This is a genomic window from Dickeya sp. Secpp 1600, from assembly GCF_003049805.1.
In the GTDB taxonomy this organism is placed as follows: Bacteria; Pseudomonadota; Gammaproteobacteria; order Enterobacterales; family Enterobacteriaceae; genus Dickeya; species Dickeya fangzhongdai.
Genome location: NZ_CP023484.1, coordinates 2465415 through 2487399, shown reverse-complemented (window position 1 = coordinate 2487399; position 21985 = coordinate 2465415). Strand labels below are relative to the sequence as shown.

Sequence of the window (21985 nt, the reverse complement as noted above, 5' to 3'; positions counted from 1 at the left end):
CGTCACAAATCGTGACGAATCCCGGTTAGCTGCTTTTCAGGGTCATCGCCTTTTTCTGTTCATGAGAAGTCAGCCCCAGCTCAATCAGCTCCATCACCTTGATGGCCTGCTCAACCGGCACCGGGTTGTCGCCACGTCCCAGCAGCGCATCGCGGATCTCGGCGTAATAGGATTGATAATGTCCGGGGATGGTGGGCACCGTCTGCTCCGCCAGCACACCGTCACGATGCAGCGTCAGAATGCCGTCGCGGCTGTCCTGCCCCCAATCGCTATGGGCTTGCGGCTTCTCGCCGTCTTTCAGCCGAGCTTCCTGCGGGTCGAGGCCAAATTTCACATAACTGCCCTGGGTGCCGTGGACGATATAACGGGCGCTTTCCGCCGCCGCCAGCAGGCTACCGTGCACCACCACCCGACGCTGGGGATAGATCAATGTCGCGTGGAAGTAATCCGTGGATTTACTGCCCGGCCGCAGCTGCGCCAGATCGGCCTGAATCGCCACCGGCAGACCGAATAACTGCAACACCTGATCAATCAGATGCGGGGCCAAATCGAACCAGATGCCGCTGCCTTCGCCGCCGTCTTCACGCCAGCGCTGGCGCACTTCCGGGCGATAGCGGTCAAAATGCGACTCCATGTACACCACATCGCCCAGCACGCCGGTTTTCAGCAATTGCTTCAGCGTCAGAAAGTCGCTGTCCCAGCGCCGGTTATGAAAGACGGAAAGCAACTTACCCACATGCTCCGCTTGCTGATGCAGTTCCCGTGCTTGTGACAACGTCACGGTGAACGGTTTGTCGACGACCACATGCTTGCCGGCGATCAGCGCCTGACGGGCCAGCGGGAAATGGGTGTCATTCGGGGTGGGTATCACGATCAGATCGATATCCGGATCGTTGAACAGTTCCTGGGGCTCGCGCACGACTCGCATTGAGGGCCAGTCAGCCTGAACCTTCCCAGCATCACTGCTGGATACCGCCGCCAGTTTCATTCCTGACGTAGCGGCAATCAACGGCGCATGAAACGTCTTACTGGCATAACCATAGCCCAGCAGACCAACACGGATGGTATCCGTCATATATTTCCCCTCATTGGCGGATCTGAGGTTCAGACCCGTTGTCCTCATGAAATACGGCCGTGCATCGCAATCACGTTTTATGCTGTATCGCAATGCACAGCCTAGTATAGCACCGGGGAAACAGATGGTTATCGGACGGTTCCGTTATCCAAACCGGCCTGACCACCATCGGCGGCCAGGCCTGATTACACAATAGCGTCAGACAGTTACGGCGTGACCACCCACGGATGCGGGGCGGTTGATTCACCTCGCCAGATGGCCGTTTCCGCGGGTCTTTCCAACGCCGGGTGATGGATTTCGCTGTTGCGGCGGCGAAAATCGCTGGGGCTGACCCCCACCCGTTTGCGGAAGACACGGGAAAAATAGAGCTGGTCGTCATAGCCGACCACCCGCCCGACGGCGGCGATTGACTCCTGCGTGGTTTGCAGCAGCAGTTTGGCCCGAATCACCCGTTGGTCTTCCCGCCAGCGCAGAATATTCACCCCCACCTGCTCGCGGAACAGGTGCGCCAGCCGCGACGGCGACAGGCAAACGTGGCGCGCCACCTCATCGATACGCAGTTCTCCGGCCAGATTGCCGGTAATGAACTGACACGCTTCGATCACCCGTGGATCCATAATACGCTGCGGGCTCTGCGGATCTTCTTCCATCGCGCGCAGCAGCAGGCGCTCCAGAAGATTCATCGCCAGCTCTTCGGCAAAACGCCGGCCGGAACGGTGGGTCTGCTCAATATTGGCGAACAGCTTATCGAACTCCTGCAGCAAACCGGTGCTGGACAGCGTCAGCCGCCCGACGTCGCACCCTTTGCTGTGCCATTCCAGCCAATCGGCCCAGTAAGCACGCGGCCGGAAATAGACCCAGCGGTGATACCAGTTGTCGCTGCCGGGCGCGCGGCCGTAATAGTGGCGCGACCGGGGCGGAAACAGCAGCAGGTCGCCGGGATTGCAAAAAAAGGTGTCATCGCCATCCAGTACCTTGCCCTGTCCTTTGATGGTCAGGTTAATGATGTAACCCTTCATACCATCCGGCCTGTCGATAAAGAAATCCAGCGGCCCGCCCGCCAGAATCGGCGTCAGCCCGGCCACCAGATAGGCGTTAAACGCATAACCGGGCAGCAACGGGTTGGGCTGTGACTCATGCGCCATGCGGTGATACATGCGGCCTCCTGAAAAAAGAGTCTTGTCTGTTATGGATAGCGCCGGCTCATGCCGGCGCATCCGTCCATCAAACCGTTTTCTTCGCCAGCTGTTTGTAGCGGTCAAAAATCACCGCCGCCAGCAGAATCAACCCGCGCACCACATACTGAGCAAAAGGCGAGATATTCAGCAGGTTCATGGCGTTTTCCACCGTCCCCAAAATCAGCACCCCGGCCACCACATAGGATATCTTGCCGATGCCGCCTTTCAGTGACACGCCGCCCAGTACGCAGGCTGAAATCACGATCAGCTCATAACCAATCGACGTCATCGGCTGGCCGCTGGTCATGCGTGACGCCAGGATGATGCCCGCCGCGGCGGAAACCAGCCCGGACAGGCCGAAAATAATGATTTTGGTCCGCACCACCGGCACCCCGGCCAGCCGCGCGGCTTCCTCGTTGCCGCCGATCGCCAGCGTGTTGCGGCCAAAGGTGGTCTTGTTCAACAGCAAACCGAACAGCACCATGCAGAAAACCGTCAGCCAGATCGGCGCCGGCAATCCCAGCCAGTTAGCGTATCCCAGGGTGAAAAAGCGCTCGTCTTCAATACCGACCGCCTTACCGTCAGAGATGATGTACGCCAGCCCGCGCACAATCTGCATGGTGGCCAGCGTGGTGATCAGGGCGTTGATTTTTAGCTGGGCGATAACAAACCCGTTGAGCAGGCCGAACGCTACCCCCAGCAACAGCCCGGCGCCAACGCCCAGCCACAGGCTTTCGCTGACGTTGATCACCACCGCGGTGGTCACGCCGGCGCAGGCGATCACCGAGGCGACCGACAGGTCGAAATCGCCGGAAGCCAGACAAAACAGCATGCCGCAGGCCACCATGCCCGACATGGAAATCGCCAGCCCAAGTCCCTTCATGTTGACGAAGGTGGCGAAATTCGGCACGAATAACATACAAGCCAGAAACAGCGCAGCAAACACCACCAACATGCCGTAGTTATCCCAGATGCGGGACAGACTGAGGCCTTGAGATTTGCTGGCGTGGGAAGGAGAACTCACCGTAGACATTTATCGACTCCTTGGCGGTCAGGCAACCGCGGGTTCAGTGGCGGTCGTTTTTAACATCGCCAGACTCAGGACCTTCTGTTCGCTGGCCTCATCGTGCGGCACCTCGCCGGAGATGGCGCCCTCGCGCATCACCACGATGCGGTCCGCCAGCCCCAGCACTTCGGGCAGGTCGCTGGACGCAAACAGCACGGCAATCCCCTGACGGGCCAGTTCATAAATCACGTGGTAAATCTCGTGCTTGGCGCCGACGTCAATGCCGCGGGTTGGTTCATCCAGCATGATCACTTTCATCTCCTCCGACAGCCAGCGGCCGAGAATCGCCTTCTGCTGGTTGCCGCCGGACAGGTTCATGATCAACTGCGTCGGCGACGGCGTTTTGATATTCAGCGCCTGAATATGGTGGTCGGCGTTCTCCTCCTCCCAGGCTTCATTGATGATGAAACCGTTTTTGATATGTTTACGGCGGGCGCTGATATTGATGTTATCCCGCACCGAGTGCACCGGAATAATGCCGTCGGCTTTACGATCTTCCGGGCACAGCATCAGCCCGCGGCGGATCGCATCGCCGGGCGAACGGGCGTGCATCGGCTGCCCATCCAGCCGCACTTCGCCGCTGGTAATGCCGGTGGCGCCGAACAATGCCTTCATCAGTTCGCTGCGTCCGGCGCCCACCAGCCCGAACAGGCCGACAATTTCGCCGCTGCGCACCGACAACGAAATCGGCGACTTCACCCCGACCGCTTTCACCTCATGCAGTTCCAGCCGCGGCTCGCCATGCGGGCGCGGCTGATAACCATAGATATCCCCCAGATTGCGGCCCACCATCGCCTGCACCAGTTGTTCATGGTCAACCTGCTGCATGTCGGCGAAGGTTTTGACATAACGCCCGTCTTTGAACACGGTGATGGCATCGCTGAGAGCAAAGATTTCCTCCATACGATGCGACACATACAGAATCACCCGTCCTTCGCTGCGCAACTCGCGGATCACCCGGAACAGTTGTTCGATTTCCCGCGCCGACAGCGAGCTGGTTGGCTCGTCAAACGCGATAATCTTGGCGTTGCGCGCCAGCGCTTTGGCGATTTCCACCATCTGCCACTGGCCGATGGACAGGTATTTCAGCGGCGTATCCGGGTCGATATCCAACCCCAGATGTTCCAGTTGCAGACGCGATTCATAACGCAGCAACGTACGGTTCACCACCCCGCCCTTGTGCGGCAACTGCCCCAGATAGATGTTCTCCGCCACCGTCATTTCAGGCACCAGATGCAGTTCCTGATAGATGATCGCCACGCCGGCGTTCAGCGCGTCCATCGTATTGGCGAAGCGCACCGGCTGCCCTTTAATATGAATTTCTCCCTGTGACGGCGTGTAATTGCCGCTCAAAATTTTCAGCAATGTGGATTTTCCCGCGCCGTTTTCCCCCATCAGTGCATGGATTTGCCCGGCATGGCAGTCGAAACTGATGTCATCCAGCGCCTTGACGCCGGGAAACACTTTGCCAATCCCGCGAAAGGATAAATAAGGTGACTGTACGGTCATTTCAGCATCCTCAATGGTCTGCGCCGTCATTTATGAGGTATGACGGCGCGGCCAGTGTCCGCTCTCGCCGGCTAAGGCGGGAGCGGACAAGGGTCATTACATCAGGCCTTTCTTCTGCAGTTCAGTTTTGAAGTTATCGCGGGTGATCAGCACCACATCGGTCACTTCGGTGAATTTCTGCGGCTCGACGCCTTTGGTCACCCAGTCATGCAGCATCTGGATGCTCTTGTAGCCGTGCACGTCCGGGCTTGGCAGCAACGAACCGTAGAAACCGGTCGGCTGCGATTTGGACAGTTCGCTGACCGCGTCCACCCCGTTGATGCCGATACCGATCACGTTGCCCGCCTTGAATCCCTGTCCTTCAGTCGCACGCACGCCGCCCAGCACGGTGTTGTCGTTCATGCCGACCACCAGCCAGTTTTTCACGTTCGGATGCTGCACCAGCAGCGAGTTGGCGGCGTCAAACGCGCCGGGGATATCGTTGGATTTGGTGGGGACCTGATAAATCTGTTTTTCCGGGAATCCGGCCGCCTTCAGCGCATCCATCGACCCGGAAGTACGGCGACGGGCGGTATCCAGCTCGTTGGCGGTGATCGCCATAACGGCCGTTTCCTGCAGTTTCCAGCCGCGTTTCTGCATCTCTTTCCACAACTCCTGCCCCTGGCGTTCGCCAATCTTGGTGGCGGCCATCATTACCAGCGGTACCGTGTCCATCGGCTGCCCTTTGGCGTTGACGAACTGGTCGTCGACGGCGATCACTTTCAGGTTATAGCTGCGCGCTTTGGCGACGATGGCCGCGCCCAGTTTCGGGTCAGGGGTACAGATGACGAACCCTTTGGCGCCGCTGGCCGCCAGGCTGTCGATAGCATTGAGGGTTTTTTCGCCATCCGGTACGGCGATCTTGATAACGTCAAATCCCAGGTCTTTACCGGCCTTGTCAGCAAACCGCCATTCGGTCTGGAACCAGGGTTCTTCCGGCTGTTTGACCAGAAAGCCCAGTTTCATGTTTTCCGCGATAGCCGATTGTGACATAACCGCGGCCAGGCCAATTGCTGCCAGAACCTTAGTGAATTTATGCATGGTCTTCTCCGCTCGTTGTTATCTTTAACACGCAGGCAACCGGGGATGCCCTCACGGGTGTAAACGCTCCCGGCAAGATGTTCCTTTGGGGAGCGATGAAAAAACAAAGAGTTATTGTGATCTCATCCTCCGGTTTCCTTCAGACGCGTAAGTTGTAGCTGTTATTTTCATCACGAAGAGAGAGCATTATCACATTCAGAAACTACAGCTGATTCGTACATAGATTCAGCAAATTTAACCTGCCATTAACTTATGACCGCCATCACAAAACCCCTGTCCGTGACAGAAAAATGCATACTTCCAGCCAACCGCTCCTCACGGCGCCAGAACGGCCTGTCTATCGTAAACAGCGTGATCCCTACGATTAACAGGAGCAGCAACGATGAGTGCGGGCGCCATTACTCTTGGTCTTGATTTTGGCAGCGATTCTGTCCGTGCGCTGGCGGTGGATTGCCGCAGCGGGCAGGAGCTGGAAACAGAAGTGGTCTACTATCCGCGCTGGCGCCAGGGACAATATTGTCATCCCGCCAGCAATCAGTTCCGCCACCATCCGCTGGATTACATTGAATCGCTGGAGTTGGCGATCCGCGCGGTAGTGGCGCGGCTCACTCCTGAACAGCGTCGGCAGATAATCGGCATTGGCGTCGACTCCACCGGCTCCACCCCGGCGCCGATTGACGAACAGGGCGACGTGCTGGCATTGCGTCCGGAATTCGCGGACAACCCCAACGCCATGTTTGTGCTGTGGAAAGACCACACCGCGATTGACGAAGCGGAAGCCATCAACCAGCTGTGCCGCAGCGGCCAGTTCCCGGATTACACCCGCTACATCGGCGGGGTGTACTCATCGGAATGGTTCTGGGCCAAAATTCTCCATATCACCCGTGAAGATCCGTCGGTACGTCAGGCAGCGGTGTCCTGGATCGAATTGTGCGACTGGGTGCCCGCCCTGCTCTCCGGCACCACGGCGCCTGACGCCATCCGCCGCGGTCGTTGCAGCGCCGGACACAAATCGCTGTGGCATCCCGACTGGGGCGGCCTGCCGCCAAAAGACTTTTTGCAGGCGCTGGATCCCTGCCTGACGGAAAAACTGCAGTATCCGTTGTTCACCGATACCTGGACTGCCGATCGTCCGGTCGGCGCATTGACGCCGGAATGGGCTCGCCGGTTGGGGTTGTCAGAAAACGTCGTGATATCCGGCGGCGCTTTCGATTGTCATATGGGCGCCGTCGGCGCCGGGGCGCAACCCTATACGCTGGTCAAGGTGATCGGCACTTCAACCTGCGACATCCTGATCGCCGATGCGGATCGGGTGGGCAGCAATACGATCGCCGGGATCTGCGGTCAGGTGGACGGCAGCGTGGTGCCCGGTTTCATCGGGCTGGAAGCCGGTCAATCCGCCTTTGGCGACATGTACGCCTGGTTTGGCCGCGTGCTGGGCTGGCCGCTGCAACTGGCCGCCCGCGAACATCCAGACTGGCAACCGCAACTGGAACAGCTGCAAGCCAGCCTGCTGGCGCAGCTGACGCAAGCCTGGGCCGATTCCCCATCGCTCGATCACCTGCCGGTAGTGCTCGACTGGTTTAATGGCCGCCGCACGCCGTTCGCCAACCAACGGCTCAAAGGGGTGATCACCGACCTGAATCTCGGCACCGACGCGCCGGCACTGTTCGGCGGGCTGATCGCCGCCACCGCGTTTGGTGCCCGCGCTATCATGGCCTGCTTCGAGTCTCAGCAGATCCCGGTGGAAAACCTGCTGGCGCTGGGCGGCATCGCCCGGAAATCCACCACCATCATGCAAGTCTGTACCGACGTCATGAACCGCCCGATGCAGATCGTCGCCTCGGATCAATGCTGCGCGCTGGGCGCCGCTATTTTCGCCGCCGTGGCTGCCGGCGTTCACCCGGATATCCCCATCGCCCAGCAGCATATGGCCTGCGGCATCGAACGCACCCTGACGCCCGACCCGAACCGGGTCGCCCGTTATCAACAGCTTTATGAACGCTATCAGCAGTGGTGCCGGCTGGCGGAACCCGCCTACAGCCCCCGGACCGGGGCAGACCATTGAGAGTTTGCCGAACATCACTTTTACATCCCTTTGGGAACCCAAACAGGAGTCATCATGGAACAATTTAAGCCGCTCGAAGTCTGGTTTGTGATTGGCAGTCAGCATCTGTATGGCCCGGAAGCGCTGCGTCAGGTGAAAGAGAACGCCGAAAAAGTGGTGAATGGCCTTAACCGCGACGCCAACCTGCCGGTGCGGCTGGTACTCAAACCGCTGGTCAAAACCCCGGATGAAATCACCGCGCTGTGCCGCGACGCCAATTATCAGGATAACTGCATCGGGCTGCTGGCCTGGCTGCATACCTTCTCGCCCGCCAAAATGTGGATTGGCGGTCTGAGCATCCTCAACAAACCGCTGCTGCAGTTCCATACCCAGTTCAACGCCGATATCCCCTGGGACACCATGGACATGGATTTCATGAACCTGAACCAGACCGCTCACGGCGGGCGCGAATTCGGTTTTATCGGCGCGCGCATGCGCCAGCCTCATCAGGTGGTGGTCGGCCACTGGCAGGATCGTCACGCCCATGAACGTATCGCCAAATGGATGCGGGTCGCGGCGGCGCTGCAGGAAAGCCGTCAGCTCAAGGTAGCCCGTTTTGGCGATAACATGCGGGAAGTGGCGGTCACCGAAGGCGATAAAGTCGGGGCGCAAATCCAGTTTGGCTACGCGGTCAGCGCCTGGGGGCTGGGAGACCTGGTCGGCGTGGTGGACGATGTCAGCCAGGGCGATGTGAATACGCTGATTGAAGAGTATGAAGCCAGCTACACCCTCAGCGAAGCGCTCAGGCTGCATGGTCCGAAACGGCAAAATCTGCTGGATGCGGCCCGTATCGAGCTCGGCCTGAAACGCTTTCTCGATCAGGGCGGCTTTAAGGCTTTCACCACCAATTTCGAAAACCTCTACGGCCTCAAGCAGCTTCCCGGCGTGGCGGTACAACGTCTGATGCAGCAGGGATACGGTTTCGGCGCCGAAGGCGACTGGAAAACCGCCGCGCTGTTGCGCGTGATGAAGGTCATGGCGCAGGGATTACCCGGCGGCACCTCCTTCATGGAGGATTACACCTACCACTTCGCTCCCGGCAACAATCTGGTGCTCGGCGCCCATATGCTGGAAGTGTGCCCCAGCATCGCCAGCGAGGAAAAACCGCTGCTGGATGCGCAATACCTCGGGATCGGCGGCAAAGCGGATCCGGTGCGATTGATCTTCTCCGCGCCGGCCGGATCGGCGCTGAACGTCAGCGTGATCGATCTGGGCGATCGTTTCCGCCTGCTGGTTAATCAGGTGGATACCGTCGCCCAGCCGCATCCCTTGCCGAAACTGCCGGTCGCCCGCGCGCTCTGGCAGGCGCAGCCATCGCTGGAAACGGCGGCCGAAGCCTGGATTCTGGCGGGCGGCGCTCACCATACCGTGTTTACCCAATCGCTCGATCTCGATTATCTGCGGCTGTACGCCGACCTGCACAACATCGAGTTGACGGTGATTGATCAGGACACCACCCTACCGGCCCTCAGGGACGGGCTGCGCTGGAACGAGTTGTACTACAAACTGTGCGGACACCGGGCGTAATACCGGCTATCCGTTAACTTGCCTATCGTGACAACGCCTGCCGGCGCCCTGATGCCGGCAGGCGGCGATTTCGGTTATTGCATTCATGTCTGTTCAGCATCCGTCGCTGTACAATCCGTCTCTGTACATCCAACCTGACAATACGTGATATTCCGAATAATAAAATAAAAATTGTCATTATTACGCGTGAATATCACCGTATTTAAATGAAACAAAAGGTTTCCATAAACACGGAAAATAATAATAACGAAGCCCAAAAATGTGACATAGATCGAGTGGGTTGCGCAAAAAACATCATAAGATGAATAAAATGTTAACCGCCATATTCCAGCTTTTTCCGCTGCTGTATTTTTCAGCGCCCTGTAATTAGTAGGATACGTTAATTAAATCAATGATAAAGCCACGATGTTCGGCATCGGTAAGAAATGAAGTAGATTTATGCTTTTTTATTACGACTGCCTATCATAAGCTGCGTTTTTGAATTCAGTACTGGACAGAATCCCCGAGGCGAATATACTGAATTCCCTTTAAACTCTATTTGATTATTTTACGCAAATGAGTGTTTACGAATATTTATTGAAATTCAGAAAAGTGAGTACATTGGAAAGTCTTGAGAAGTTGTTTGATCATTTGAATTATTCTCTGACTGACAATCACGACATTATCAATATGTATCGGGCTGCCGATCATCGCCGGGCCGAATTAGCCGCTGGCGGAAAACTGTTTGACATCGGGCAAGTGCCGAAATCCGTCTGGCACTTTGTGATTTAATGGGACAGGTGATTTGATGGCATAGGTGGTCTGAGGGGTTAGCATGGATGCGCGTGCCGCCGCCGCACGCTATTCCCACCCGCATTTTCCCGCACGTATTTTCTTACCTTTTTTCTTACCTTTATCGCGCCCGATGAGTGCGATTGCCTAATATCCCCACAGAGGGTAAGTTGCCGAATGCCGGACAATGCCCGATAATACGCCGGTTTTATTTTGTAGGCACTGTAATGAGCGAATATGTCTTGCTGTTTGTTGGCACGCTTCTGGTCAACAATTTCGTACTGGTGAAATTCCTGGGCTTATGCCCGTTCATGGGCGTGTCCAAAAAGCTGGAAGCCGCCATCGGCATGGGGTTTGCCACGACATTTGTGATGACGATAGGGTCGGTGTTCTCCTGGCTGGTCAACACCTATGTGCTGCTGCCGTTAAACCTGCTCTACCTGCGCACGCTGGCCTTTATCCTGGTTTTTGCCGTTGTGGTGCAATTCACCGAACTGGCGGTGCGGAAAACCAGCCCGGCGCTCTACCGTTTACTGGGCATCTTTCTGCCGCTGATCACCACCAACTGCGCCGTTCTCGGCGTCGCGTTGCTTAGCGTGAATCAATCGCACAACTTTCTGCAATCAACCATCTATGGTTTCAGCGCCGCCGCCGGCTTTTCGCTGGTATTAGTGCTGTTTGCCGCGCTGCGCGAACGCCTTGCCGTAGCCGATGTGCCCGCGCCGTTCCGCGGATCGTCTATCGCCCTGGTAACGGCCGGCCTGATGTCGCTGGCCTTTATGGGCTTTACCGGGCTGGTGAAACTTTGATGATCACAATCTGGATAGCCATAGCAGCGCTCAGCGCGCTGGCGCTGGTGTTCGGGTTAGTCCTGGGCTTTGCCTCGCGCCGCTTTCAAGTGGAAGAAGACCCGGTGGTTGAGCAACTGGACGCCATGCTGCCGCAAAGCCAGTGCGGCCAGTGCGGTTATCCCGGCTGCCGCCCCTACGCCGAGGCGATCGCCCTCAACAACGAACAAATCAACAAATGCGTGCCGGGCGGCGAACCGCTGATGCTGAAGCTGGCGGAGCGGCTGAATGTCGATCCGCAGCCGCTTGACGCCGAGATGCCGCAAAAACCGGAACCGCTGGTCGCCTGGGTCGACGAAAACAACTGTATCGGCTGCACCAAATGCATCCAGGCCTGCCCGGTGGACGCGATTGTCGGCACAACCCGCGCCGTCCATACCGTCATCCGCGATCTGTGTACCGGCTGCAACCTGTGCGTGCCGCCCTGCCCAACGGATTGTATCGAATTAAGACCTTTAGCCCCGACAACCGCCAGTTGGAAATGGAATCTCGACGCCATTCCGGTGCGCGTTATCCAGGCGGAAAACCGTGTGATCGAAAATCATGTTTAAGCTGTTCGCCGCCTTCAGAAAAGACAGAATCTGGGATTTTTCAGGCGGAATTCATCCCCCGGAAATGAAAACCCAATCCAGTCAGGTGCCGCTGCGGCAGGTTCCTATGCCTGACTATTTGATTATCCCGCTCAAGCAGCACCTCGGGCCGGAAGGCGACCTGTGCGTCAAAGCCGGCGATCCGGTGCTGCGGGGACAGCCGCTGACACGCGGTACCGGCCGGATGCTGCCGGTGCACGCGCCGACCTCCGGGACGGTGCACGCCATCCGCCAGCATATGAGCAATCACCCTTCCGGGCTGACCGAGCTCAGCATCATTATCATTCCCGACGGTCAGGACCGCTGGTGCGAACGCCGCTCCTTCGCCGATTACCGTCAGGCAACGCCGTCCGAACTGGTTGAGCATCTGCATCAGGCCGGTATCGCCGGGCTGGGCGGCGCCGGCTTTCCCACCGCCGCTAAACTGCAGGGCGGTCTGCGCGGCATCGACACCCTGATTATCAACGCCGCCGAATGCGAACCCTATATTACCGCCGACGATCGTCTGATGCAGGAGTGTGCGCAGGAGATCGCGCAAGGGATCGACATCCTCGACCATCTGCTGCAACCGCAACGTATCCTGCTGGGCATTGAAGACAACAAGCCGGAAGCCATCGCGGCGCTGCGTTACGCGTTGGTGGATTACCCTCGTATCCAGATGCGGGTAATCCCCACGAAATACCCATCCGGCGGCGCCAAGCAGTTAACCAAGATCCTGACCGGCAAAGAAGTGCCCTTCGGCAAGCATTCAGCGTCTATCGGCGTATTGATGCAAAACGTCGGCACCGCGTACGCCATCAAACGTTCGGTCATTAACGGCGAGCCGCTGACCGAGCGGGTCGTCACCCTGACCGGCGATGCCTTGCGCCAGCCGGGCAACGTCTGGGCGCGGTTGGGCACGCCAGTGCGTCATCTGCTGCGCCACGCCGGCTACCATGTCACCACCACTCAGCCGATGGTGGTCATGGGCGGGCCGCTGATGGGGTTCACCCTGCCTGCGCTGGACGTACCGATCATCAAGACCAGTAACTGCATTCTGGCCCCCGCCCGCGATGAGATTCAGGCGCAGGAAGAGGAACAGGCCTGCATCCGTTGCGGCAAATGCGCCGATGCCTGCCCGGCCGGGCTGCTACCGCAGCAGCTTTACTGGTTTAGCCGGGGACAAGAGCACGAGAAGGCGCGCCAGCACCATCTGTTTGACTGTATCGAATGCGGCGCCTGCGCGTACGTTTGTCCGAGCAATATCCCGCTGGTGCAGTATTACCGTCAGGAAAAAGCCGAGATTCAGGCGCTGGATCAAGAATCTCGCAAGGCGGTAGAAGCCAAAGCGCGCTTTGATGCGCGTCAGGTCCGTCTGGAGCGGGAAAAACAGGCGCGCGAGCTACGCCATAAACAGGCCGCCGCCAGCGTGGCAGCCGCCGACAAAGATGCGGTGATGGCGGCGCTGGAAAGAGTGCGTACCAAACAGGCGACGGCCGTTCAGGCCGAAATCCGCATTGAACCGGGCCAGCAGCCGGATAACAGCGCCGTGATTGCCGCCCGCGAAGCCCGCAAGGCGCAGGCGCGCGAACATCAGGCGGAAAAAGCGCTGAACACGGCGGAAGACGACGCGCCGAAAGCCGCCATCGCGGCGGCGATCGCCCGCGTCAAAGCCAGACAGGCCGAGGCGCACGCGCCATCGTCTGTTACCGAAGTCGATTCGGTTGCCGGAACCGAAGAACTCGCGGCGTTAGATCCACGCAAAGCGGCGGTTGAAGCGGCGATTGCCCGGGTTAAAGCCCGTAAGGCCGCGCAGTCTGGTACCGCAGAAGAGGTGACATTGTCACCCCATGCATCGGTATCAACCACAGTGGAAGCGCTGGAAAGCGCGCTCCCGACCACACCGGCTGACGCCGCCCCAACCGAGATCACCGACCCGCGCAAAGCCGCCGTCGCCGCTGCCATCGCCCGGGTTAAAGCCCGTAAGGCTGTGCAGTCTGGTACCGCAGAAGAGGTGACATTGTCACCCGCTGCATCGGTATCAACCACAGTGGAAGCGCTGGAAAGCGCGCTCCCGGCCACACCGGCTGACGCCGCCCCAACCGAGATTATCGACCCGCGTAAAGCCGCCGTCGCCGCTGCCATCGCCCGGGTTAAAGCACGCAAGGCCGCCGCATCGCAGGCGTCGCAAGAGGACTAAATGGCTTTCAGAATCGCACCCTCACCGTTTACCCATAACCGCCAGTCCACCCGCAATATGATGCGCTGGGTTCTGGCCGCCTGTGTGCCCGGCATCGCGGCGCAAGCCTGGTTTTTCGGTTACGGCAACCTGATCCAGCTGGCGCTGGCCAGCATCACCGCGCTCTTTACCGAAGCGGCGATATTGTCATTGCGAAAACGACCGGTGCTGGAAACGCTGCAGGACAGTTCCGCGCTGTTGACGGCAGTTCTGCTGGCCATCAGCCTGCCGCCGTTTACGCCCTGGTGGATGGTGGTGTTGGCCACCCTCTTCGCCATTATTATCGCCAAGCAGCTGTACGGCGGACTGGGGCAAAACCCGTTCAATCCGGCAATGATCGGCTACGTGGTGCTGCTGATTTCCTTCCCGGTGCAGATGACCAGTTGGTTGCCGCCGGACGGGCTGCAGGCATCGCCGGTCGGGTTCATGGATGCGCTGACGGCGATCTTCACCGGTCACGGAACGGCGGGTCAGACTATCCAGCAGCTGATTCAGGGGGTGGATGGCGTCAGTCAGGCCACGCCGTTGGACGCATTCAAAACCGGCTTGCGCAGCGGTCATCAACCCGAAGCGTTGCTGCATCAGCCGTTATTTGGCGGCGTGCTGGCCGGGCTGGGCTGGCAATGGATTAATCTGGCTTTTCTGGCCGGCGGCCTGTTTATGCTGTTGCTGCGGGTCATCCACTGGCAGATTCCGTTCAGTTTCCTGCTCGCGTTGTCCGTATGCGCGCTGGCGGGTTGGTACCTGCATCCGGACGTCAGCGCCCCGCCGCTGCTGCACCTGTTTTCCGGCGCGACCATGCTGGGCGCGTTCTTTATCGCCACCGACCCGGTTACCGCCTCCACCACGCCCAGAGGTCGCCTGATTTTCGGCGCGTTGATCGGCGTGCTGGTATGGACCATCCGCACCTACGGCGGTTACCCTGATGGCGTGGCTTTCGCCGTGCTGTTGGCCAACATTACCGTGCCGTTGATCGACTACTTCACTAAACCACGCGCTTATGGCCATCGCTAAGGACGGATTATGCTGCTGACCACTATGCGCCGCCATGCCACCACGCTGGCTCTGTTTGCCGCCTTTACCACCGGGTTGACCGCACTGGTTAACTCCCTGACCGAAAAAACCATTTCGCAGCAGGTTATCGCACAGCAGCGCGCGCTGCTGGACCAGGTGATCCCTGCCGATCGCTATAACAACGATCTGCTCAGCGAGTGCTATCTGGTGAGCGACCCGGCGCTGGGCTCCGCTTCGCCACACCGTGTCTACATCGCTCGTCACGACGGCACACCGGTCGCCGCCGCGCTGGAAAGCACCGCGCCTGACGGTTATTCCGGCGCGATCCATCTGCTGATTGGCGCAGACTTTCATGGTACCGTGCTGGGCACGCGGGTTACCGAACATCATGAGACACCGGGGCTGGGCGACAAGATCGATATCCGTATTTCCGACTGGATAACGCGTTTTACCGGCCAGGCCGTTACAGATTCACAAGATAGCCGCTGGGCGGTGAAAAAAGACGGCGGCCAGTTTGATCAGTTTACCGGCGCCACCATTACCCCGCGCGCGGTGGTCAATGCGGTGAAACGCGGCGCCCTGTTTTTACAAACCTTGCCGCCGCGACTGTCCACCCTGACGCCATGTGGAGATAAACCATGAACCAGACCAAAGAATTGGCCCTGCAGGGATTGTGGAAAAACAACTCGGCACTGGTGCAACTGCTGGGGCTGTGCCCGCTGCTGGCGGTGACGTCCACCGCCACCAACGCGCTCGGACTGGGGCTCGCCACCACGCTGGTGCTGACATGCACCAATATTGCCGTTTCCGCGCTGCGCCGTTGGGTGCCGGACGAAATTCGTATTCCGATTTACGTCTTGCTGATTGCCTCGGTGGTCACCATCGTGCAGATGCTGATCAACGCTTACGCCTACGGTCTGTATCAGTCGCTGGGGATTTTTATCCCGCTGATCGTCACCAACTGTATCGTGATTGGGCGCGCGGAAGCCTTCGCGTCGAAGAATACGGTGATGCTGTCGGCATTGGACGGCCTGTTCATGGGGCTGGGCGCCACCAGCGCGCTGTTTGTGCTGGGCGCGATAAGAGAGATCCTCGGCAATGGCACCTTGTTTGACGGCGCCGACCTGCTGCTGGGCAGTTGGGCTCGGGTGTTACGGGTCGAGGTCGTGCATATGGACTCGCCGTTCCTGCTGATGATTCTGCCGCCCGGCGCCTTTATCGGACTGGGAATGATGCTGGCAGCCAAATATATTATTGATGAAAAACGCAAACAGCGCCGTGCCCGTGCGGTGCGGCTGTCGCCTCTTGGCTCATCTACGCTGACGGAATAATATGAACAAAGAGAAACGGATTGCCATTCTTAGCCGCCTGCGAGAAAACAACCCGCATCCAACCACCGAACTGAAATTCAACTCGCCGTTTGAACTGCTCATTTCGGTGCTGCTGTCCGCGCAGGCCACCGACGTCAGCGTTAACAAAGCCACGGAAAAGCTCTATCCGGTGGCGAATACGCCGCAGCCGATGCTGGATTTAGGCGTGGACGGCGTGAAGTCGTATATCAAGACCATCGGGCTGTTCAACAGCAAGGCTGAAAACATCATTAAAACCTGCCGCATTTTGCTGGATAAACATCAGGGCCAGGTGCCGGAAGATCGCGCCGCGCTGGAAGCCCTGCCCGGCGTCGGGCGTAAAACCGCCAACGTGGTGCTGAACACCGCTTTTGGCTGGCCAACCATCGCGGTGGATACCCATATCTTCCGCGTTTGCAATCGTACCCGCTTTGCACCGGGCAAAACCGTCGAGCAGGTGGAAGAAAAATTGCTGAAATACGTCCCGGCGGAATTCAAGGTCGACTGTCACCACTGGCTGATCCTGCACGGCCGTTATACCTGCGTCGCCCGCAAGCCGCGCTGCGGCGCCTGCCTGATAGAGGACTTGTGCGAATATAAGGAAAAGGTCGATATCTGACCGACGACGCTGTTATTCCGTAATGACAAGGGCAGGTTTTCACCTGCCCTTGTTGCATCATGTCGCACAGTGAAATGGATTGATTATTTCACCGGCAGCGTAACGTCCTTGAACATGGCTTCGATCTCTTCATTCGAGCGCAGCGAAATCGCCGTATCCACCACATCACGTGTCAGGTGCGGCGCAAAACGATGAATAAAATCGTACATGTAGCTACGCAGGAACGTACTGCGACGAAAACCGATTTTGGTGGTGCTATAACTGAACAGGTTATCGGCGTTGATAGCCACCAGATCCGGATCGCTGGCCGGGTCCACCGCCATATTGGCGATGACGCCGACGCCCAGTCCCAGGCGGACATAGGTTTTGATCACATCGGCATCGGTCGCGGTAAACACGATGCGCGGCGTCAGTCCGGCCCGGTTGAATGCGGTATCCAGTTCGGAACGGCCGGTAAAACCGAAGGTATAGGTGACGATCGGGTAGGCTGCCAGTTCTTCAATGCTGATATCGGTTTTACCCGCCAGCGGATGGTCCGGCTTCACTACCACAGCACGGTTCCAGTGGTAGCACGGCAGCATGATCAGGTCTTCATACAAATGCAGCGCTTCGGTGGCGATGGCGAAATCCGCTGAGCCTTTGGCCACAGCTTCGGCAATCTGCATCGGCGAGCCTTGATGCATATGCAGCGAAACGCGCGGATAACGCTCGATAAACCCTTTGATCACGTCAGGCAACGCGTAACGCGCCTGAGTGTGCGTAGTGGCGACATACAGCGAGCCTTTGTCTGGATAAGTGTGCTCGCCTGCCACCGCCTTGATGGCATCGACCTTGGACAGCACCTCACGGGCGATACGAATGATTTCCTGCCCGGCAGGCGTCACCTGGGTCAAATGTTTTCCGCTGCGTGCAAAGATCTGAATACCCAGTTCATCTTCAAGCATCCGAACCTGTTTACTGATCCCCGGCTGGGAGGTGTACAACCCCTCAGCGGTCGAAGAAACGTTCAGATTGTGATTAACAACTTCAACGATATAACGAAGCTGTTGCAGTTTCATAAGTTATCCCATTCCGTAATATGTCATGCGCGGCGGCATCTGTATTGTTGACGTTATCTGCGTTGACAAGGGGGCGACAGCTCAATGCAACGGTATAGATTCTCGCCACTTAAATGCCATTTAATCATAAAAAAATATTTTATATAACCACTTTCTGTATTACTTAGACAGTACTGGTACTGGAAAACGGGTTTTTATTTCCTTTTTTGTTATCGGCTGCCGGCGGATGATATTCATGGTTGATGGATCAAAAAAGCCAGCCTATGCAGGCTGGCTTAACGTAATGTAACCGCAAACAGATGGAAAAAATGCGGTTTTAGTCAATTATCGGCGTAATTAGCGGCTGCTTTCCACCCATTTGCCGTCCACATAAAATGCTGACCATCCGGTAGCTTTGCCCTCTTTTTCAGAGGAAACATACTGCTGTTTGGTTTTGCGGCTGAACCGCACCAGCGTTTTGTTGCCTTCCGGATCGACCACCGGCGCCTCGGCCAGATAGCGTAATTTCTCTGGCAAGCGATCGCGGAAACGCACCAGTTCTTCCACCAGCGGCGCGCGGGTTTCCCGCGATTTCGGGAAGGTATTGGCCGCCAGGAACACGCCCGCTGCGCCATCGCGCAGCACAAAATAGGCGTCGGATTTCTCGCACGGCAGCTCCGGCAACGGCACCGGATCTTCTTTCGGCGGCGCCACTTCCCCGTTACGCAGAATTTTGCGGGTATTGCCGCAGCTTTCGTTGGTACAGGCCATATATTTGCCGAAACGCCCCATTTTCAGGTGCATTTCCGAACCGCACTTCTCGCATTCCACTACCGGGCCGTCATAGCCTTTGAGGCGGAACTCGCCTTGTTCGATCTCATAGCCATCGCAGGACGGGTTGTTGCCGCACACATGCAGTTTGCGCTGATTGTCGATCAGGTAGCTGTCCATCGCCGTGCCGCATTTCGGGCAGCGGCGACGGGCGCGCAGCGCATTGGTTTCCGCCTCGTCGCCTTCCAGCACATTCAACACTTCCGCTTCCGGAATCAGGTTGATGGTGGTTTTGCAGCGTTCTTTGGGCGGCAACGCGTAACCGGAACAGCCGAGGAACACCCCGGTGCTGGCGGTACGGATCCCCATTTTGCGGCCGCAAGTCGGGCAATCAATGCTGGTCAGCACCATCTGGTTCGGCTTCATGCCGCCTTCGTCCGGCTCCAGCTCGGCGGTTTCCAGCTGTTTGTTGAATTCGGCGAAGAATTCATCCAGCACCGCTTTCCACTCGGCCTGGCTGTTCGCCACCAGGTCGAGGCTATTTTCCATACGGGCGGTAAAATCGTAGTTCATCAGCTCGCGGAAGTTATCTTCCAGCCGATCGGTCACGATCTCCCCCATCTTCTCGGCGTAGAAACGGCGGTTTTCCACCCGCACATAACCACGATCCTGAATGGTGGAGATGATGGCGGCATACGTGGAAGGACGGCCGATACCGCGCTTTTCCAGCTCCTTGACCAGCGATGCTTCGCTGTAACGCGCCGGCGGTTTGGTAAAGTGCTGACTTGGCAATAGTTTTTCCAGCGACAGGGATTGCCCCACGTCGACGGCCGGCAACGTGCGGTCTTCATCGCCCTTACGCAACGCCGGCATCACCTTGGTCCAGCCGTCGAAGCGCAGAGTGCGCCCTTTGGCACGCAGTTGATAGTCGCCGGCGCTAACCACCAGCGTGGTGGAATCGTATTGGGCCGGCATCATCTGACAGGCCACAAACTGCCGCCAAATCAGCTGATACAGCTTTTGCGCATCCGCTTCCATGTCTTTGAGCTGGTCGGCCAGCACCTTCACATCGGAAGGACGAATGGCTTCGTGCGCTTCCTGCGAGTTTTCCTTGCTGGTGTAAAGGTTGGGCGCTTCCGGCAGATAGCGTTTGCCAAATTCGTCATGGATATAATCACGCGCCATCGCCAGCGCATCCTGACTCAGGTTGGTGGAGTCGGTACGCATGTAAGTGATATGGCCGGCTTCATACAACCGTTGCGCCATCATCATGGTCTTTTTCACGCCGAAGCCCAGACGGGTACTGGCGGCCTGCTGCAGAGTAGAAGTAATAAACGGCGCGCCCGGTTTGCTGCTGGTCGGTTTGTCTTCCCGCTCAGCCACTACATAGCTGGCTTTTTCCAGCAGGCTGACCGCCGCTTGCGTCTGAGCCTGATTCACCGGCCGGAACGGTTTGCCGTTGTGGTGTGTTACCTGCATCTGCAGCGCGATTTCCGGGTTCGCCAGCAAATCGGCGTGCAATTCCCAGTATTCTTCCGGCACAAACGCTTTGATTTCGCGCTCGCGCTCCACCACCAGACGTACCGCCACTGACTGTACGCGACCGGCGGACAGCCCACGGGCAATTTTTTTCCACAGCAGCGGCGATACCATGTAACCCACCACGCGGTCCATGAAACGGCGGGCCTGCTGGGCGTTGACACGGTTGATATTCAGTTCGCCCGGATTGTCGAACGCCTGGCGAATGGCGTTTTTAGTGATCTCGTTGAACACCACGCGGCTAAAACGCGTATCGTCGCCACCGATGATTTCCCGCAGGTGCCAGGCAATGGCTTCCCCTTCGCGGTCAAGGTCGGTTGCGAGATAGACGTGCTCGGCGTTCTGCGCCAGCGTTTTCAGTTCCGATACGACTTTTTCCTTGCCGGGCAGAATCTCATACTGAGCCTGCCAGCCGCGATAGGGATCCACCCCCATGCGGTTGACCAGCGCGGTTTTTTCATCTTTCTTGACTGCTTTTTTGGCTTTTTCCCCGTTGGCCTCAGCGCTTTTCTTGCTCGCCGAACCGGAGCCGCTGGTCGGCAAGTCGCGTACATGCCCCACGCTGGATTTCACCACGTAATCATTGCCAAGGTACTTATTAATCGTTTTGGCTTTTGCCGGGGACTCGACGATAACGAGAGCTTTACCCATAATATATTGTTACCTACTGAATTCTTTGAAAAAAGAAGAAATTTTCTCAGTTATTCGCTCTGGCTTTCCAGCCGGCGTAGCCTGAACCATCATGGTTGCGGGAAAATCGTTCTGTTGGTGCGTCGACGGCGCGCCGCACGCACTCACCGCGTCGCAACCCTATGATCATTCAGGATTATTCATTTACTGCACCGCCCTTTGCGGTAACCGGTTCCGTCCCGGCGCAAAGCAATTATTCCGCTTGACGATGCAAAATCCCACACTCTACCTGATAAATAACACCACGCAACCTAATTAGCATGTAAAACCCGTTTTCGCCAATCGTTACTCTCGTGTTTATCGGCAAACAGGCGACTAAAAATCAGTCAGTTTGCGATAAATTCCGTTCAGGCGGTACAATAGCGCCAGCAAAACAAGGGTTATTTGCAGGAGAACAATCCCATGTCTGGTTTTACACACATAAATGAAGAAAAAACGCCAATTGGTCGCGAGGCTCTGCTGCTGGAAGCCAACACACTGATTAAAAACCACGAAGACTACCTGCACGGCATGGTAGCCAATGCGGTAGAACAAAAGAGTGGCGTGCTGGTGTTTCGTGGCGAATACTTTCTCGACAGCGATGGATTGCCGACGCACAAGACCACGGCGGTGTTCAATATGTTCAAACACCTGGCGCACGTTTTGTCGGAAAAATACCAGTTAATCGATTAACACCGGAATCCCGCCGGGCGCTACCTGCTGATGCGGGCCGCTCCCGGCGTACCCCCTGATGCAGAGCAAGGATCACAGCGTGACTCCGCTATTGTGCACTTCGATCATTCTGATTTTCTGAACGCCCTATCCGCCACGCATGCTTCTATTTTATCTCCTCCGGTTGATATCAGGCCGCCCGCATGATGTTTGGATGGAAAACGCCGTCAGCATAGGCTCAGCATGACTTAAAATAATCAACGAAACTATTTTTTAATAAATATACTCCACTTGATTTTAAAAAATATCATTTCAAATAGATTAATTTCACAAAATAAAATCAAAA

Annotated in this window: 18 protein-coding genes; 11 read left to right on the top strand and 7 right to left on the bottom strand. The window is 57.4% G+C overall.

Going from position 1 to position 21985, the window contains the following annotated elements; translation table 11 throughout:
* Nucleotides 1–25: 25 nt before the first annotated feature.
* The 5 genes from CPA59_RS11165 to CPA59_RS11145 all read right to left on the bottom strand — a co-directional run bounded on the left by CPA59_RS11165 (nucleotide 26) and on the right by CPA59_RS11145 (nucleotide 5908).
* Nucleotides 26–1075, bottom strand: coding sequence for an oxidoreductase (locus CPA59_RS11165; protein ID WP_107759365.1), 1050 nt, complete (start codon nucleotides 1073–1075; stop codon nucleotides 26–28).
* 206 nt (nucleotides 1076–1281) lie between these two features.
* Entirely contained in the window at nucleotides 1282–2232 is a 951-nt protein-coding gene (gene araC, locus CPA59_RS11160) for an arabinose operon transcriptional regulator AraC (RefSeq protein WP_038919040.1), read from the bottom strand.
* Nucleotides 2233–2299: 67 nt separating this feature from the next.
* Nucleotides 2300–3286 (bottom strand): L-arabinose ABC transporter permease AraH, encoded by a 987-nt coding sequence (gene araH / locus CPA59_RS11155; RefSeq protein ID WP_038919039.1) that lies wholly within the window; start codon nucleotides 3284–3286, stop codon nucleotides 2300–2302.
* An 18-nt stretch (nucleotides 3287–3304) separates the two neighbouring features.
* Nucleotides 3305–4828: an L-arabinose ABC transporter ATP-binding protein AraG gene (gene araG, locus CPA59_RS11150; protein WP_038668506.1), complete on the bottom strand. Its 1524-nt coding sequence runs from the start codon at nucleotides 4826–4828 to the stop codon at nucleotides 3305–3307.
* 96 nt (nucleotides 4829–4924) lie between these two features.
* On the bottom strand, nucleotides 4925–5908 hold the full coding sequence (locus tag CPA59_RS11145) for an arabinose ABC transporter substrate-binding protein (RefSeq protein WP_038919036.1): 984 nt from the start codon (nucleotides 5906–5908) through the stop codon (nucleotides 4925–4927).
* A 382-nt stretch (nucleotides 5909–6290) separates the two neighbouring features.
* Here CPA59_RS11145 and CPA59_RS11140 point away from each other — a divergent pair, with 382 nt between their 5' ends.
* From CPA59_RS11140 to nth, 10 genes are all read left to right on the top strand, one after another.
* Nucleotides 6291–7976 (top strand): ribulokinase, encoded by a 1686-nt coding sequence (locus tag CPA59_RS11140; RefSeq protein WP_107759363.1) that lies wholly within the window; start codon nucleotides 6291–6293, stop codon nucleotides 7974–7976.
* 54 nt (nucleotides 7977–8030) lie between these two features.
* Nucleotides 8031–9542, top strand: coding sequence for an L-arabinose isomerase (araA, locus tag CPA59_RS11135; RefSeq protein WP_049853978.1), 1512 nt, complete (start codon nucleotides 8031–8033; stop codon nucleotides 9540–9542).
* Between the two features lie 555 nt (nucleotides 9543–10097).
* Nucleotides 10098–10313 (top strand): transcription modulator YdgT, encoded by a 216-nt coding sequence (gene ydgT, locus CPA59_RS11130; protein WP_038658750.1) that lies wholly within the window; start codon nucleotides 10098–10100, stop codon nucleotides 10311–10313.
* A 227-nt stretch (nucleotides 10314–10540) separates the two neighbouring features.
* On the top strand, nucleotides 10541–11122 hold the full coding sequence (rsxA, locus tag CPA59_RS11125; RefSeq protein WP_038919033.1) for an electron transport complex subunit RsxA: 582 nt from the start codon (nucleotides 10541–10543) through the stop codon (nucleotides 11120–11122).
* Nucleotides 11122–11712, top strand: a complete 591-nt coding sequence (gene rsxB, locus CPA59_RS11120; RefSeq protein WP_107759361.1) for an electron transport complex subunit RsxB — start codon at nucleotides 11122–11124, stop codon at nucleotides 11710–11712. Before rsxA ends, rsxB begins: the two co-directional genes overlap by 1 nt.
* The gene (gene rsxC, locus CPA59_RS11115) at nucleotides 11705–13930 is read left to right on the top strand and encodes an electron transport complex subunit RsxC (protein WP_107759359.1); all 2226 of its coding nucleotides are present in this window, start codon (nucleotides 11705–11707) and stop codon (nucleotides 13928–13930) included. Before rsxB ends, rsxC begins: the two co-directional genes overlap by 8 nt.
* Nucleotides 13931–14983, top strand: a complete 1053-nt coding sequence (gene rsxD / locus CPA59_RS11110; RefSeq protein WP_107759358.1) for an electron transport complex subunit RsxD — start codon at nucleotides 13931–13933, stop codon at nucleotides 14981–14983.
* 12 nt (nucleotides 14984–14995) lie between these two features.
* Nucleotides 14996–15625 carry an electron transport complex subunit RsxG gene (rsxG, locus tag CPA59_RS11105; RefSeq protein ID WP_174213769.1) on the top strand — a complete coding sequence of 210 codons (630 nt, stop codon included), beginning with the start codon at nucleotides 14996–14998 and terminating at the stop codon, nucleotides 15623–15625.
* A complete protein-coding gene (locus CPA59_RS11100) occupies nucleotides 15622–16314 on the top strand; it encodes an electron transport complex subunit E (protein ID WP_107759353.1) in 693 nt (230 codons plus the stop codon). The genes rsxG and CPA59_RS11100 overlap by 4 nt, the downstream gene beginning before the upstream one ends.
* Nucleotide 16315: 1 nt before the next feature.
* Nucleotides 16316–16951 (top strand): endonuclease III, encoded by a 636-nt coding sequence (nth, locus tag CPA59_RS11095; RefSeq protein WP_107759351.1) that lies wholly within the window; start codon nucleotides 16316–16318, stop codon nucleotides 16949–16951.
* A gap of 83 nt (nucleotides 16952–17034) precedes the next feature.
* On the opposite strand, the gene cysB is transcribed toward nth, so the two are convergent.
* Together cysB and topA are read right to left on the bottom strand one after the other, a co-directional pair.
* Nucleotides 17035–18009 (bottom strand): HTH-type transcriptional regulator CysB, encoded by a 975-nt coding sequence (gene cysB, locus CPA59_RS11090; protein WP_013317898.1) that lies wholly within the window; start codon nucleotides 18007–18009, stop codon nucleotides 17035–17037.
* A 336-nt stretch (nucleotides 18010–18345) separates the two neighbouring features.
* Nucleotides 18346–20949: a type I DNA topoisomerase gene (gene topA / locus CPA59_RS11085; protein WP_107759349.1), complete on the bottom strand. Its 2604-nt coding sequence runs from the start codon at nucleotides 20947–20949 to the stop codon at nucleotides 18346–18348.
* Nucleotides 20950–21390: 441 nt separating this feature from the next.
* Here topA and CPA59_RS11080 point away from each other — a divergent pair, with 441 nt between their 5' ends.
* Complete coding sequence (locus tag CPA59_RS11080) at nucleotides 21391–21660, top strand: YciN family protein (protein ID WP_033568757.1); 270 nt, start codon at nucleotides 21391–21393, stop codon at nucleotides 21658–21660.
* Nucleotides 21661–21985 lie beyond the last annotated feature (325 nt).